The following is a 14,920-nucleotide window of genomic DNA, read 5'->3' as shown; positions in this document are numbered from 1 at the left end:
GGCCGAGGTTCGGATATCGTCGCCGGCTCGTCCGCCGATTCCGGTTCGATCTCGGGCGGCGCGGGCGGGATGATCGGCGCATGGATGGCCTCCTCCGCGAATCGGGCGTCGGACGGTCGGCGCCACATCCATGCCCCGATGCCCAGGCCGAGCAAGGCGGAAAGCAGCAGCGGAAGCCAGAGGGTCGCGATCAGATAGGTCATCGGCCGGCCTCCCGGCCCCAGATCAGCCAGGCGATACCCAGACCGATCAGGAACACCGCCAGATTGAGGAACAGCACTTCGATCCAGAGCGCGAACATCAGCCTGCCTCCCCGTCGATGACGCTGACCGTGAACTCGATGCGCCGGTTGGCCGGATCGGTTGGATCGTCGCCGAGCGGTTCGCTCGCGCCCTTGCCGATCGTCGTCAGCATGTCCGCCGGCACGCCGCGTTCGACCAGCGCATCGCGCACCGTCGTCGCCCGGAAGGCGGACATCTCCCTGTTCACATTGGTTCGGCCGCTGCCGCTGCTGTGCCCGGCGATTTCGATCCGGATACCGCGGCAATCGCGCGCCGCCTCGGCGAGCCGGTCGAGCATCCGCTGCGACGGGGGATTGATATAGGGCGATCCGCTGCGGAACTGGATGCGATGGCCGGCGATCACGGCGTTCAACTCCGCGCGGCACGTTTCGGCCGCGCTCGCCTCGGCCGTCATCGCCGCGTCGATTTCTTCCGCATCCGGCTGCCGCCATGTCGCATCGGCGACGCCGGGCACGGCGGCAATCGTTTCCCGGATCTCCGCGCGTTCGTCATTGGGCAGTTCGCCGGCGAGCTCGATCGTCCGGCGAACCGGGCTGCGCGGCACAGCGATCCGCACGGCGTCAGCGCCGCGGGCCGCCAGCACTTCGGTCGCGCGATTCTCGAGATCTTCGGCGATCGCATTCGCCTGGCCGAACGGCTGGAGCCACAGCCACGTCAACAGGCCCACGGCCAGCACCCCGATAAGCAATTTGGCTTGTGCCGACATTCGCTGCTCCCGCATCCCCCTGTTACAGGAGTGTGTCGGCCTTGGGCGGCTTTTGCAAATCGTTAACTGCGTTCAAGTTCGCGCCAGCCGATATCGCTTCGATAGAAGCCGTCCGCGAAATCGATCTTGTCCAGCGCCGCATAGGCGGCGTCGCGGGCTTCCCGCAACGTGCCGCTTCTCGCCGTGACGTTCAGTACGCGGCCGCCGCTGGCGATCACCGCGCCGTCTTCTTCCGAGGTTCCCGCGTGAAAAACCTTCGTCCCATCGGCTTGGGCGGCCTCGATCCCGTCGATCCGGCAGCCTTTTTCGGGGGTGCCCGGATATCCCTTGGCAGCCATGACCACGGTAATGGCGCTGTCATCCGCAAAACGCGGGGGCGCGGCGTCCGACAACCGGCCCTCGGCGATCGCGGCCATCAGCTCCAGCAGGTCGTCTTCGAGGCGCATCATCAGCACCTGGCACTCCGGATCGCCGAACCGGACATTATATTCGATCAGCTGGGGCCCCGATTCGGTCAGCATCAGTCCGGCGAACAGGACGCCGCTATAGGGCGTGCCGCGCCGGGCCAGGCTTTGCACCGTCGGCTCGACGATTTCGCGCATCACCCGGTCGACCATGGTCTTGTCGAGAATCGGGGCGGGGCTGTAGGCGCCCATGCCGCCGGTATTGGGTCCGGTATCGCCTTCACCGACGCGTTTGTGATCCTGCGCCGTTCCGAACGGCACGGCGGTCTCGCCGTCGACGAGCGCGAAAAAGCTCGCTTCCTCGCCGGTCAGGAACTCTTCGATGACGATTTCCGCGCCGGCCTTGCCGAAATCGCCGTCGAACATGCCTGCAATGGCCGCTTCGGCGTCGTCGCGCGTTTCGGCGATCACCACGCCCTTGCCGGCAGCGAGGCCGTCGGCCTTGACGACCACCGGCAGGCCGAATTCCTTCAGCGCGGGAATCGCGGCCTCGGCCGATGTGAAGCGGGCGTAGCGGGCGGTCGGAATGCCGGCCTCGGTACACAGGTCCTTGGTGAAGCCCTTCGACCCCTCGAGCTGCGCGGCTTCCTTGTCCGGACCGAAAACGGCGAAACCCATCGTCCGCAGATTGTCCGCCAGCCCGTCGACCAGCGGCGCTTCGGGCCCGATCACGACCAGTTCGACGGAGTTCTTGAGGCAGAAGTCGATCGTGCCGCGATGATCGCCGTCCTTGATCTCGACGATCTCCGCATGCTCGGCTATCCCGGGATTGCCCGGTGAGGCAAACAGTTTTGTCAGCTTGGGCGATTGCGCGAGCTTCCAGGCCAGCGCATGTTCGCGACCGCCCGATCCGAGCAACAGGACATTCATGGATACCAACCCCTCAGAACACAGCCGAAACGAATCCGGTGCCGCGCTCCTAGCCGAGACCGGGGCGGGCGACAATGCACCGCCGCTCTCGGTTTCCGAAATATCGCAGGCGCTTAAGCGCGCGGTGGAACAGCGGTTCGGCCATGTCCGGGTCAAGGGCGAGATATCGGGCTTCAAGCGCGCGGCGTCCGGCCATTGCTACATGGGATTGAAGGACGAATCCGCGGTAATCGACGGCGTGATCTGGAAGGGACAGGCGGCGCGTCTCGCCTTTGTGCCAGAGGACGGGATCGAGGTGATCGCCACCGGCAAGCTGACCACCTATCCGGGCCGCTCCAAATACCAAATCGTGATCGAACGGCTCGAGATTGCCGGCGAGGGCGCTCTGATGCAGCTGCTCGAACAGCGCCGCAAGGCGCTGGCAGCCGAAGGCCTGTTCGCCGATGACCGGAAGCGACGACTGCCGTTTCTGCCGCGCGTCATCGGCGTGGTCACCTCGCCGACGGGTGCCGTGATCCGCGATATTCTCCATCGGCTGGCCGATCGCATGCCGAGCCAGGTGGTCCTCTGGCCCGTGATCGTGCAGGGCGAGGGCGCCGCCGAACAGGTTGCGCGAGCCGTGACCGGCTTCAACGCGATTGGGCAAGGCGACGCCGTTCCGCGGCCCGATCTGCTGATCGTGGCGCGCGGCGGGGGATCGATCGAGGATCTCTGGGCCTTCAACGAGGAGATCGTCGTCCGGGCGATCGCCGATAGCGCGATTCCCGTCATCTCGGCGGTCGGCCATGAAACCGATACTACCCTGGCGGATTTCGCGGCGGACCGGCGCGCGCCGACGCCGACGGCCGCCGCCGAGATCGCGGTTCCAGTTCGGGCCGAACTGCTCGCCATGCTGGCCCAGGCCTCGCTCAGGGCGTCGACTGCGATACGCCGCCATGTCGACCGGCTCGCCGAGCGCGCGGCCAATGTCGCGCGGCTGCTGCCGAAACGCGAGAGCCTGTTCACGGTCCAGGCGCAACGGGTCGACGAACTTGCGGAGCGGTTGCCGCGGGTGCTGGGGACGCGGCTCGAACTCGCCCAGGCGTTTCTCGCGCGGCGCGCGGACCGTCTCTGGCCCAATCTTGTGCACGCACGCATTGCCGACGGACGAACCCGGCTGGAGGGGTTGTCCCGGCTTCTCGATCAACTGCATCCCGAACGGCCGCTGGAACGCGGTTATGCGAAGGTGACCGCGCGCGACGGAGCGACGCTGGTCAGCGCCACCGGCGTCCGGAAGGCCAAGGCCGTGACCCTGCATTTCTCCGACGGTGCGGTCGATGCGCGGGTTGAGGAAGCGGGCAAGGCACCATATCCTAAGCCACGAAGAAAGACGAACAAGCCCGGCCAGCCCGGACTTTTCGACTGAAGGAGTACCGACAATGTTGACCTCGCGGAGCGGAAGGCCGGCCAAACTCCATTATATGGACAATAATTTCCGCATGCTCTCTCCCGGCGATCACGTGCTGTGCGCGGTGACCGGCCAGGCGATTCCGCTCGATGATCTCCGCTATTGGAGTGTCGAGCGACAGGAGGCGTACGCCACCGCGGAAATATCGGTGAGAGCCGTGGAGACGGCCGGGTGAGACAGGCGGTAACGGGCCTTGGCCTTCTGGTCGCCGGCGGGGCGGTTGCCTGTTCCGGTGGCGAAGCGTCGCCGCTGGGCGCGGCCGGACTGGAATCCGCAGCACCTATCGTGTCTGCCTCGACCGCCGGCCGAGAGGCGGCGCGCGAGCGTTTCTCGTTCGATGGCGTTTTTCGGCAGGGCGGCGTGGTGCGCGGCCGGGCGCCGGCCGGCGCACAGCGCGTAACGTTGGACGACGCAGACGTCCCGCTGACGCCCGACGGCGAGTTCCTGATCGGGTTCGGGCGGGACCATGGGCCTGCGGCGACGCTGACCGCGCATCTCGGGAACGGGCGGCAACAGACGGAGCGGCTGGCGATCGCGGCGACGGAGTGGCGGATCGAACATGTCAATACGTCGCGCCGCGGCGGGCGGTCCTCTGCCGAGTTCCAGCGGCGCCGGGCGCCGGAAATTGCCCGTATCGTCGCGGCGCGCGCGATACGGTCCGACAGCGATGGCTGGCGGCAGGATTTTCTCTGGCCGGTGACCGGCCGGATCAGCGGCGTATTCGGGTCGCAGCGCGTCTATCGCGGCGAACCGGGCTCCTATCATTCGGGCGTCGATGTGGCGCGGCCGGCGGGCACTCCGATAGTGGCGCCAGCGGACGGCGTTGTCGTGCTGGCGACCGAGATCCCGTTCACGCTCGAAGGCTATCTGCTGATCATCGATCATGGCATGGGCCTCAACAGCGCGTTTCTCCATCTGTCGCGGATCGACGTCGCGGAGGGCGATGCGGTCGAGCGCGGCCAGCGGATTGCCGCAATCGGGTCGAGCGGGCGTGCGACGGGGCCCCATCTCCATTGGGGCATGAAGTGGGGAAACGAACGAATCGATCCCCGTTTTCTGGCCGGTCCGATGCCCGTCGGCGCGGCCGGCGGGGGTGAATAGACTAAATATTGTCTGAATTTCCCGAGGCCGCCGTTTACCGCGAACCACGGGATCGCAAACCCAAACTGTTGCATTTTGGCGACATATCTCCGCGAACCCGTTCTGGAAGCTGAACCTTTGCTTTACAGGTCGCCAATCTCCATGCAGTGACGCTCCAAGCCTATGGATGAGCTGCGTGTATCGCATGCTTGGACCAATCCTGAAGGGCTAGAATTTTAGGCCGCGATTGTGCGGTATCTAACTCCAGAATAAGGGGCTGGAAACGTGACCAAGACTTCCAAATTTACACAACTGAAGACGGGTGCCGCACCTGTCGTGCTCGGCATCGCCATGATGTCGACGCCTGCATTCGCGCAGGACAGCGACGAGCTGGCAGCCGCCAGCACGGCCAATCAGCCGTCGATCGTCGTTACGGGTACGCGCATTACGAACCCGAACCTCGAACAGTCGAGCCCGATCCAGGTCGTTGGCCAGGACGAGATCGACTATCGTCAGGCGACCAACGCCGAAGAACTGATCGGTGAGCTGCCGGGCATCGCGCCGGGCACGAACAGCTCGGTGAACAACGGTTCGAACGGCACGTCGACCCTCAACCTGCGTAACCTCGGTTCGATCCGCAGCCTCGTCCTTCTGGACGGTACGCGCCTCGTGCCTTCGACGATTTTCAGCCAGACCGACTTGAACATCATTCCGGTCGCGCTGGTCGAGCGCGTCGAAGTCATCACCGGTGGTGCTTCGTCCGTGTACGGCGCCGATGCCATCTCGGGCGTTGCCAACTTCGTTCTCCGTCGCGACTTCGAAGGTCTCGAAGCGGCGGTTACATACGGCATCACCGAGCGCGGCGATGGCGAGCGTCTCCGCGGCGATCTCACGCTGGGTGCCAACTTCGACGATGGCCGCGGTAACGCAGTCCTCAGCATCGGCTATCAGGAAGTCGACGACGTCCTGCAGGCCAACCGCCTGATCTCGCAACAGGCGTTCTTCGGCAACACGCCGATCGGGTCGGGCACTTCGGTTCCGACACGCATCACCAGTGTGGTTCCGGGTGCAACCGGCCCCGCCAGCAACCAGCTTAATCCCACCGGTGACGCGCTGGTGCCGACCTACAACACGTTCAACTATGCGCCGTTCAACTTCTTCCAGACGCCGCTTGAACGCTACAACATCTTCGGCTCGGCGAGCTACGAGGTGACGCCGGGCATCGAGGTCTACACGCGCGGCATGTTCACCAATTCGACGGTGAACCTGCAACTCGCCCCGTCGGGCCTGTTCCTCGACACGTGGCAGTTCCCGCTCAACAACCCGTTCATCAACGAAACGATCCGTCAGCAGATTTGTGCGGGCACGGGTGTTGATCCCGCGACCTGTACAGCGGCTGGCGCAGCGACCAATCCGCAGGATGCCAACTATCTCGAAGTGCCGGTGACCATCGGGCGCCGTCTCGTCGAGCAGGGTCCGCGCTCGACAACGAATGTTACGAACCAGTTCCAGCTCTGGGCTGGTGTGCGTGGTGATCTCAGCCCGACGCTCAGCTACGATGTCTACGCCACCTATGGCGAATCGCAGCGCACCAACACGCGTCTCGGCTGGGGCCTGAAGTCTCGCGTCCAGCAGGCTCTGCGGGCCAACGACCCCACGACGTGTTCGGACGCATCCAATGGCTGCTTCCCGATCAACCTGTTTGGCGGCGGCGTCGGTACGAACATTGATCCGCGTTCGGTGGCCTTCTTCAACCAGCCTTCGAGCTTCACGGACTCGACCTCGCTGACGGTGGTCAACGCGTCGCTCAACGGCACGTTCGGCGAGACGGGCTTCTTCACCGAAACCCCGATCGGCTTCGCCGTCGGCGTCGAGTATCGCGAATACACGGCCAGCCGCGTCGCCGATGTGTCGGCCGGCACGCAGGATGAAGTCCTGGGTACGGGCGCTCCGGCACCGACCTTCAACGGTCAGTATGACGTGATCGAAGGCTTCGCCGAACTCATCGTCCCGATCCTCGAAGACGTTCCGGGCTTCTACAGCCTCCAGGCCGAAGGCGGCATCCGCGTGTCGGACTATTCCAACACCGGCACGAGCGTCACCTGGAAGGCGGGCGGCAGCTGGGAGCCGTTCGAAGGGTTCCGCTTCCGCGGCATCTTCTCGCGCTCGGTCCGTTCGCCGAACATCGGCGAGCTGTTCGCGCCGGTTACCACCGGCCTGACGCCGCTTCCGGTCGATCCCTGCGCGGGCGCCAATCCGGTCGGCAACGCCACCCTGACCGCGATCTGTATCGCTCAGGGTGCGCCGGCTGGTACGATCGGCAACATTCCGCAGCCTTCGGCCGCGCAGATCAACCAGACTTCGGGCGGAAACCCGAACGTGGACGTTGAAGAAGCCGACTCGCTGACGCTCGGCCTCGTGGCGACCCCGCCGCAAATTCCAGGTCTCGTCCTCTCGGTCGACTATTTCAACATCAAGATCGAAGGCGCCATCACACAGCCGACGCCGGGCGACATTCTGACGCCTTGTTTCGGCCCGAACAACGACGGCGCTGGTTCCGATCCGGCGGCGTGTGCATTGATCGGCCGTAATCCGATCAATGGCTCGCTGAACGGCGGCGGTGAGACGCTGGGTCTGATCCTGCAGCTGTCGAACCTCGGCACGTTGGAAACCAGCGGTGTCGACCTCCGGGTCAACTACACGCTGCCGGTGAGCTTCGGTTCGATCAACTGGGACTTTAACGGTACCTGGACCGATGAGCTGCTGTTCCAGGCAACGCCGACCTCGATCAACCGCGAATGCGTCGGTCTCTACAGCACGAACTGCGAACCGATCACGCCGGAATGGGCCTTCAATTTCCGCACCACGGTGGCGATCGACGATCTGGTCGATATCTCGCTGCTGTGGCGCTGGATTGACGGCGTGGAATATGAGTTCCGCGGCGCCGGCAATGGCTTCACGCCGGAGCAGGAAGCCATCGATGATGCGAGCTATTTCGACCTGACGCTTCGCTCGAACGTCAGCGAGAATTTCGATATCACGTTCTCGGTGTTCAACCTGCTCGATCGCGATCCGCCGAACGTCAGCTCGTTCATCGGTTCGAGCGTTTTCAACTCGGGTAACACCTATCCGACCACATACGACACGCTTGGCCGGACATACTCGGTTACGGGTCGCGTCCGCTTCTAAGCGAACGCGGAACCGGACAAACGGGGCGGCAGGGGAAACCCTGCCGCCCTTTTTGTTTGGGAACCGCCGGGCTTGCATCGTGATCGCTGATCACCGAATTGATGACGCACTGGAATGCGAACAAGGCGGAGTGACAGGGCGATGGCAGCCAATGACAGCCAGGTGACGGAACGACTCGACCCCCAACAGCTGGTTTCCATCGCGATGCGCGAACGCGATTCCGGAAGGGCAGCGGGCGCGATTCCACGGATCAAGGCGGCGCTGGAGGAGCATCCCGACCATTTGCGCCTGTGGCACGTGTTGGGCCTGCTGTATCGCGCCGAAGAGGATTCGGGCGCGGCGGTCGAGGCGTTCGAAAAGGCCGTGCGGATTGCGCCGACCGATCCCAAGGTGACGCATGCCCTGGCGCGGGTGACGATGGAAGCCGGCTCGCCGGCCGTAGAGCTTTTCGATACGGCGCGTGAATATTCTCCGGCGGATGGCAGCTTGCTGATGGGCCGCGCCGCCGCGCAATCGGCTATAGGGAACACCGACAAGGCAATTGCGGACCTCGACGAGATGCTTCGCGCGAATCCCGGATGGCTCGACGGGCAGGACTTGCTTGCCAACCTTCGCTGGATGAATGGTCAGCGCGATCGCTTCGTCGATGGCTATGAACGCGCCTTGGCAGCCGGGCCGTCCAACGAGGCCCTGTGGTTCAGGATGATCAATTCGCTGATCCAGGTCGAACAATTCGCCGAAGCGGATCGCACGGTCGGTCGGGCGAGGCCATATGTCGCCGATATTCGCGCGATCGACGCCTGCGAGGCGATCTGCGCATCCGAGCTGGGCGCCGTCGAGCGGGCAGACCGCCTGTTCGACCGTCTCGCCCCGCATGTCGAGATGGCGCTGGCGGTGCGCTACATGCGCCACATGTTGCGTACCGGCAGGCCGGATGCGGCCGCACGATGCGGCGAGGAACGTACCGAAGACGCGGGTGCCAACGAAATGTGGCCCTATCTCGGGGTCGCCTGGCGTCTGATCGACGATGAGCGCTGGCATTGGCTCGAACGCGACGACCGGCTCATCCGGACCTACGATATCGGCGACCGGATCGACATGGCGGCGCTGGCCGACCATCTTCGGACCCTCCATGTGCTGAAAGCCGATATGCCCGGCCAGTCGGTGCGTGGCGGGACGCAGACGGACGGTCCGTTATTTGCACGCGCCGATCCCGAAATTCGGGCGCTGCGGGCGGCGATCGTGGATACCGTCGCCGAACATATGCAAACCCTGGCGCCGCTTGACGCCGATCATCCCGTCCTGCGTCAAAAGCCGGGGCCGGTCCGGTTCGGCGGATCCTGGTCGGTCCGGCTGACGGGCTCCGGCCGACACACCAACCATATCCATCCGAAAGGCTGGTACAGTTCGGCGCTCTATGTCAGCCTGCCGTCCGAAGCCGAACTCGGCGATCCGCCGGCAGGCTGGTTGGCGTTCGGGATACCGCCCGAAGAACTGAACCTAGACCTGCCCCCATTCAAGACCGTCGAGCCCAAGGTCGGGCATCTCGCCCTGTTCCCCTCGATCATGTGGCACGGCACGGTTCCTTTCGAGGAAGGCGAACGGTTGACCGTCGCCTTCGACGTCCAGGCGCCGCCTAGCTGATAATCCGGCTCTTCGGGATCGTCTCGACGTTAAGGCCCCTGGCTACCGTTTCGACCCAGATCGCGACTTTCTCGATCTCGTCGGCATGGGCGCTTTCGCCGGACGCACGCTCTTCGCTCCTGCGGTTGGAGTCGAACTGCTCGCCGAACTTGGAATGCGTCTTGAACACCGGTCCGGCGGCGATTTCTTCCGCAGACTGTCGATCGAGAGCAAGGGAGAACAGCTCGCCGATCCGTTCCAAGGCTTCTGCCGGGCGCGCGATGAATGTCTCGCTATCCAGCGCACGTATCTGCGTTTCGCCGAACTCTTCCGACAATTGCGCGAAACGCATATTCTGGATCAGCCAGGCCAGACCCGCGATCTGGAGATCCGTCTGGCTGAAAAGCTGTTCTTCGGTAAATCCGAGCTCCATCCGTTTGGCGTTCTGCAAACCCAGGAACAATTCCCTGCCCCATAGCCGGCCCGTGATTCCCTTTCGCGCGATCGAGTTCAAGAACACGCGGATGGGGGCGTAGAGGAAAATCGCCCGGCTCCCGGGGCGAATTGCCAATATGTCCCGGGCATGCCCATTGACGATGCAGGACGGCTTCACCACCACCGCTTCGCCCGGCTCAAACGGCCGGGCGAGAAGCGTCAATGCGTCGTTGAGAACCGCCACATATCGTTCCGTCCGTGCGCCCCGGCTGGCATAGCCCACCAGGTCTCTCAGCACGGTCGGTTCGCTCAGTCCTGTCGCCAGACCGCGCTGGTTGAGCGCGCGCGTCAGTAGCGTCGAGCAGCAGAAACCGGAATGGAAGATGAAATGCAGGGGTGCCGGTTCGATACGCGCTTCGGCAACCTGGGCACGTGACAGGGTCGTGCGCTCCAGCGTGTCCGGAAGATACTCGTCCGACAGAAACGCAATGTCCCCATGGCCTTCTCGCGGTAGATGGACGAAGTGGAAACTGTCGACCGTCTCGTCATACCGATGTGCCAGCCACGCTGCGTCGCTTGTCGCGACATTCCGTGTTTGTGTCATCTGATGCTGCATCCTGCTTGGATATTGGAACGGTGTTGCGGTCTGGTTTAACCCGGTATTCGGCGTTTTCCCATCGCCAGACTTGTGACGCCGCCGTCGTCCGGTTAAAACATGGGCGTTTTCCGGGATGGGGCGATGCAGGATATCGCGTTCCGACCAATAGTTTAGCGGAGGCAGTTCGATGAAAATGAGCTTCACATTCCTGGCCGTTGCGGCCTTGGCGATCGGTGCACCGGGCCATGCGATGCTGCAGGAAGAGGCGCCCGGTGTCGCAGGTGCGGACGAAGCGGGAGAGGATCCGGATCAGCGTGTTCGATGCCAGACCCGGCGCGTTACCGGTTCGAACGCGCGGCGTATACGCACCTGCCTGACGATTGACCAGTGGAGAGATTTGGCGCGTGACGGCAATCGCGATGCCCGGGCCGCGCTCAGGTCTGCCGGGGCATGTCCGACGCCTGATGCAGGTTGTTAGCACATGCGTCGCTTTCCCCAATGTTGTGTCGCCGCTCCCGCGGCGGCGCTCGATCTGAAAGCGAGTTGATATGAAAAGGATTGCAGCGCTGGCTTTGGCGAGCGGATTTGCGTTTGCGCCTGCCTATGGTCAAGCCCCCGGCGTGCCTGCCGAGGAAAGCGACGGCGCCGAAGAAGCGGGAGAAACCGATCCTTCGCAACGTGTCCGTTGCCAAATCCGGCGCGTGACAGGATCGAACGCGCGGCGTATACGCACCTGCCTGACCGTCGCCGAATGGGCCGAGCTGGCACGTAGCGGCAATCGCGATGCCCGACGTGTCGTGGACGAAGCGACCCGCGATTCGATCAACCGGAACCTCGATCCCGGCACTTAGCGTAGCCGCTAAATGTCAGCGGACGCGCGTCACCGAGATGAAGCCGGTCCGCCCTTCGACACGTAACCTGTAGCCACCTATGCCGCCGCGGGAGACCGTCGCGGTCGACCCTATCCGGATGCGGCCGCGCAGGCTGCTGTTGTTGCCCTCGCGCCAGATCTGGCCGTTGTCGAGCAGGAATACGCGACGCTGCGTCCCGTCGGTGAAGGTTTCGGCAATCGTCGATGTCACCTCTTGCGGTTCGGGCGGTGCCAGTTCGGCGACATCGTCCGCGCTGCCTCCGCTCCGCTCGGCCCGGCGCAGTTCGCTTTCATAGCGTTCTTCGATCTGCGTCGCCGAAAGGCCGAAATCCTCGACCGTCCTGCGCCGCCGCCGTTCCTGGCGCGCCTGTTGAGCGGCATCTGCTCCGGCAAGCGCAGCATCGAAACAGGCGAGCCGGGCGGGCCCTTCGGTGATGCTTCCGCATGCCCGGAACGGCTCCAGCGCCTCTTCGTCGTCATCGGCATGGGCGGGCGCTGCGATGAACAGCGGCAGGGCGGCCGCGCAGGCAAGGGAAATTCGGAAAATACGCATTGTCACCAACTCCGGAAGCTCGATCTGGAAGACGCGGATGCGAGGACATCATTACCGATAAACAGTCCTCTGGCTAGCCTTGTGATCAGTTCTTTCGGCGCCCCGAGAGCGCCCAGGCGATCGGCATGGGGAGTCCCGCCGACCGGACCGGTCTTGCCGGCTCACACTCGAAACCGAGGGCAAGATGGTCGGCAAACACCGAGATTCCCTGCTCATCCTGAGCGACGCCGAGCAACGCCGCAAGCACTTTGCACTCGTGCGCGAGATTGGCTTCGATCCGGGCAAGTTCGGCCGCACCCTTCTTGCCGCTCAGCCGGATCGCGTGGTCCACGCCGGCCGCGATTTCCCGGACCACCGGCTGATCGGGGTGGCTGCGCGCGATGAGCGAGAAGGCCTGGCTGAGGATTGCTGTATTTCCGGCCGGCTGCGTGGCGGCGGTTCGCGCCATGTCGATGATCGCCGAGCCGGCGATCGCGCTCAGCGCCGCGTGCCGCCGCCGGTTCTGTTCGACGATCGGGCTGTCGGCATGATGGATCACGAACCGCAACCGCGCGCCCGGTTTCGCGACGCGCGCCATTTCGGACGCGCAGGCCTCGATATCGGCATATTCGACGCCGAACTGACTGGTCAGGCCGTCGAAATGATCATCATCGAAGGGCAGGCTGGAGATATCCGTTTCGCCGACCAGCCGGATCTTTTTCGATCGGCTCTTGGGCAATACCGCATAGTCGACGCCGACAAGATCGAGGTCGCGATTACCGCGCAGCAAGGATCGCATCACGGCGCCCGTTCCGCAGGCCAGATCGATCAGCCTGCTCCCTCCTTCGAAACCGTGGGCAAATTGTGCCCAGGCCCGCGTCAGCTCCGCTTCGACCGCAGGCGGTGCGCCGGGCAGACATCCCCCGGTGTCGCCCATTTGCGTCCAATAGGCGCTCCATGCATCTGCTGTCTCCATGCGCGGTGGCTTAACCGAAAGTCATCGCCAGCGCACCATCGCCTTCGTCGACTTTCACCGTCATGCCATCCGCCACGTCGCCGCGCAGGATCGCGTCCGCGAGCGGGTCCTGCAGATATTTCTGCACCGCGCGCTTGAGCGGCCGGGCGCCATAGACCGGATCATAGCCGACGCGCCCGAGCCATTCGCGCGCCTTGTCGGTCAGGTCGATCTCGATCTTGCGATCCTTCAGGAGCTTGCGCACCCGCGCCACCTGGATATCGACGATCGGTGCCATATGCGTCTGGCTCAGGCGGTGGAACAGGATGATCTCGTCGAGCCGGTTCAGGAATTCGGGCCGGAAATGGCCGCGCACGGTTTCCATGACCTGCGGCTCGACCTCCTCGACCTTCTGCTCGTCGCCGAGCGAGGACAGATACTGGCTGCCCAGATTGCTCGTCATGATGATCAGCGTGTTGGAGAAATCGACAGTCCGGCCCTGGCCGTCCGTCAGCCGGCCGTCATCGAGCACCTGAAGCAGCACGTTGAACACGTCATTATGCGCCTTTTCGACCTCGTCGAACAGGATGACCTGATAGGGCCGCCGGCGCACGGCTTCGGTCAGTGCGCCGCCCTCGTCATAGCCGACATAGCCCGGAGGCGCACCGATCAGCCGGGCGACGGAATGCTTCTCCATATATTCGGACATGTCCATGCGGACCATCGCGCCCTCGTCGTCGAACAGGAATTCGGCGAGCGCCTTGGTCAGCTCGGTCTTGCCGACGCCCGTGGGGCCGAGGAACAGGAAGCTACCGAGCGGCCGGTTGGGATCCTGCAGGCCAGCGCGCGACCGGCGGACGGCGGTCGACACGGCCTCCACCGCATCTTCCTGTCCGATCACGCGCGCGCCGAGATGCTCTTCCATGGCGAGCAGCTTTTCGCGTTCGCCCTCGAGCATCTTGTCGACCTGGATGCCGGTCCAGCGCGACACGACCGAGGCGATATCCTCGCTCGTCACTTCCTCGCGCAGCATCGCCCCTTCGGTCGCTTCGCCGGCTTCCTCGAGCTTCTTTTCCAGATCGGGGATCGTGCCGTAGGAAAGCTCGCCGGCCTTGGCCAGATCGCCGGCGCGCTGCGCCTGCTCGAGCGCGATCCGCGCGGCGTCGAGTTCTTCCTTGAGCTTGGCTTCGGACTGGATCTTCTCGCGTTCCGCCTGCCAGCGCTGGGTCAGGCCGGCCAGTTCCTCTTCGAGATTGGCCAGATCCTCCTCGATGATCGCGAGTCGATCCTGCGAAGCCTTGTCGTTTTCCTTGTTCAGCGCCTCGCGCTCGATCTTGAGCTGGATAATCCGGCGGTCGAGCGTCTCGATTTCCTCGGGCTTGGATTCGACCTCCATACGGATGCGCGACGCCGCCTCGTCCATCAGGTCGATCGCCTTGTCCGGCAGGAACCGGTCGGTGATGTAGCGCTCCGACAGCGTGGCGGCCGAAACCAACGCACCGTCGGTGATCCGCACGCCGTGATGCAGTTCGTATTTCTCCTTGATGCCGCGCAGTATCGAGATCGTATCCTCGACGCTCGGTTCCTCGATGAAGACGGGCTGGAAGCGCCGCTGAAGCGCCGGATCCTTCTCGACATGCTTGCGATATTCGTCGAGCGTCGTCGCGCCGATGCAATGGAGCTCGCCGCGCGCCAGGGCGGGTTTCAGCAGGTTGGACGCGTCCATAGCGCCTTCGGACGCGCCGGCGCCGACCAGCGTGTGCATCTCGTCGATGAACAGGATGATCTCGCCTTCCGCTCCCTTCACCTCGTCCAATACGCCTTTCAGCCGCTCCTCGAACTCGCCGC

The 14,920-nt window shown here is 64.2% G+C and carries 13 protein-coding genes; 6 read left to right on the top strand and 7 right to left on the bottom strand.

Annotated elements, in window-relative coordinates:
• The 3 genes from ACTS1X_RS02760 to purD form a co-directional block, all read right to left on the bottom strand.
• The coding region (locus ACTS1X_RS02760; protein WP_442612857.1) for a hypothetical protein at positions 1–203 on the bottom strand (203 nt) is incomplete at its 3' end.
• A gap of 97 nt (positions 204–300) precedes the next feature.
• Complete coding sequence (locus tag ACTS1X_RS02755; protein WP_442612856.1) at positions 301–1,008, bottom strand: OmpA family protein; 708 nt, start codon at positions 1,006–1,008, stop codon at positions 301–303.
• A gap of 62 nt (positions 1,009–1,070) precedes the next feature.
• Positions 1,071–2,342, bottom strand: coding sequence for a phosphoribosylamine--glycine ligase (gene purD, locus ACTS1X_RS02750; RefSeq protein ID WP_442612855.1), 1,272 nt, complete (start codon positions 2,340–2,342; stop codon positions 1,071–1,073).
• Between purD and xseA the strand changes: the two genes are divergently transcribed.
• The 5 genes from xseA (at position 2,341) to ACTS1X_RS02725 (ending at position 9,702) form a co-directional block, all read left to right on the top strand.
• The gene (gene xseA, locus ACTS1X_RS02745) at positions 2,341–3,747 is read left to right on the top strand and encodes an exodeoxyribonuclease VII large subunit (RefSeq protein WP_442612854.1); all 1,407 of its coding nucleotides are present in this window, start codon (positions 2,341–2,343) and stop codon (positions 3,745–3,747) included. The genes purD and xseA overlap by 2 nt on opposite strands.
• Before the next feature lie 13 nt (positions 3,748–3,760).
• Positions 3,761–3,964: a DUF2093 domain-containing protein gene (locus tag ACTS1X_RS02740; RefSeq protein ID WP_442612853.1), complete on the top strand. Its 204-nt coding sequence runs from the start codon at positions 3,761–3,763 to the stop codon at positions 3,962–3,964.
• Positions 3,961–4,890: a M23 family metallopeptidase gene (locus ACTS1X_RS02735; RefSeq protein ID WP_442612852.1), complete on the top strand. Its 930-nt coding sequence runs from the start codon at positions 3,961–3,963 to the stop codon at positions 4,888–4,890. The genes ACTS1X_RS02740 and ACTS1X_RS02735 overlap by 4 nt, the downstream gene beginning before the upstream one ends.
• Positions 4,891–5,154: 264 nt before the next feature.
• Positions 5,155–8,058 (top strand): TonB-dependent receptor domain-containing protein, encoded by a 2,904-nt coding sequence (locus ACTS1X_RS02730; RefSeq protein WP_442612851.1) that lies wholly within the window; start codon positions 5,155–5,157, stop codon positions 8,056–8,058.
• A 141-nt stretch (positions 8,059–8,199) separates the two neighbouring features.
• Positions 8,200–9,702: a 2OG-Fe(II) oxygenase family protein gene (locus ACTS1X_RS02725; protein WP_442612850.1), complete on the top strand. Its 1,503-nt coding sequence runs from the start codon at positions 8,200–8,202 to the stop codon at positions 9,700–9,702.
• On the opposite strand, the gene ACTS1X_RS02720 is transcribed toward ACTS1X_RS02725, so the two are convergent.
• Positions 9,695–10,918, bottom strand: a complete 1,224-nt coding sequence (locus ACTS1X_RS02720) for a hypothetical protein (protein WP_442612849.1) — start codon at positions 10,916–10,918, stop codon at positions 9,695–9,697. The genes ACTS1X_RS02725 and ACTS1X_RS02720 overlap by 8 nt on opposite strands.
• Before the next feature lie 497 nt (positions 10,919–11,415).
• Between ACTS1X_RS02720 and ACTS1X_RS02715 the strand changes: the two genes are divergently transcribed.
• Complete coding sequence (locus ACTS1X_RS02715) at positions 11,416–11,565, top strand: hypothetical protein (protein WP_442612848.1); 150 nt, start codon at positions 11,416–11,418, stop codon at positions 11,563–11,565.
• Positions 11,566–11,580: 15 nt separating this feature from the next.
• Here the strand turns inward: ACTS1X_RS02715 and ACTS1X_RS02710 are convergent, their stop codons facing one another.
• The 3 genes from ACTS1X_RS02710 to ACTS1X_RS02700 form a co-directional block, all read right to left on the bottom strand.
• A complete protein-coding gene (locus ACTS1X_RS02710; protein WP_442612847.1) occupies positions 11,581–12,138 on the bottom strand; it encodes a hypothetical protein in 558 nt (185 codons plus the stop codon).
• 85 nt (positions 12,139–12,223) lie between these two features.
• Positions 12,224–13,093 (bottom strand): methyltransferase domain-containing protein, encoded by an 870-nt coding sequence (locus tag ACTS1X_RS02705; protein WP_442612846.1) that lies wholly within the window; start codon positions 13,091–13,093, stop codon positions 12,224–12,226.
• A 10-nt stretch (positions 13,094–13,103) separates the two neighbouring features.
• The coding region (locus ACTS1X_RS02700) for an AAA family ATPase (RefSeq protein WP_442612845.1) at positions 13,104–14,920 on the bottom strand (1,817 nt) is incomplete at its 5' end.

This window comes from Parasphingopyxis sp. (genome assembly GCF_052168275.1).
Lineage (GTDB): Bacteria > Pseudomonadota > Alphaproteobacteria > Sphingomonadales > Sphingomonadaceae > Parasphingopyxis.
This window is presented reverse-complemented; position numbering and strand designations above follow the sequence as displayed.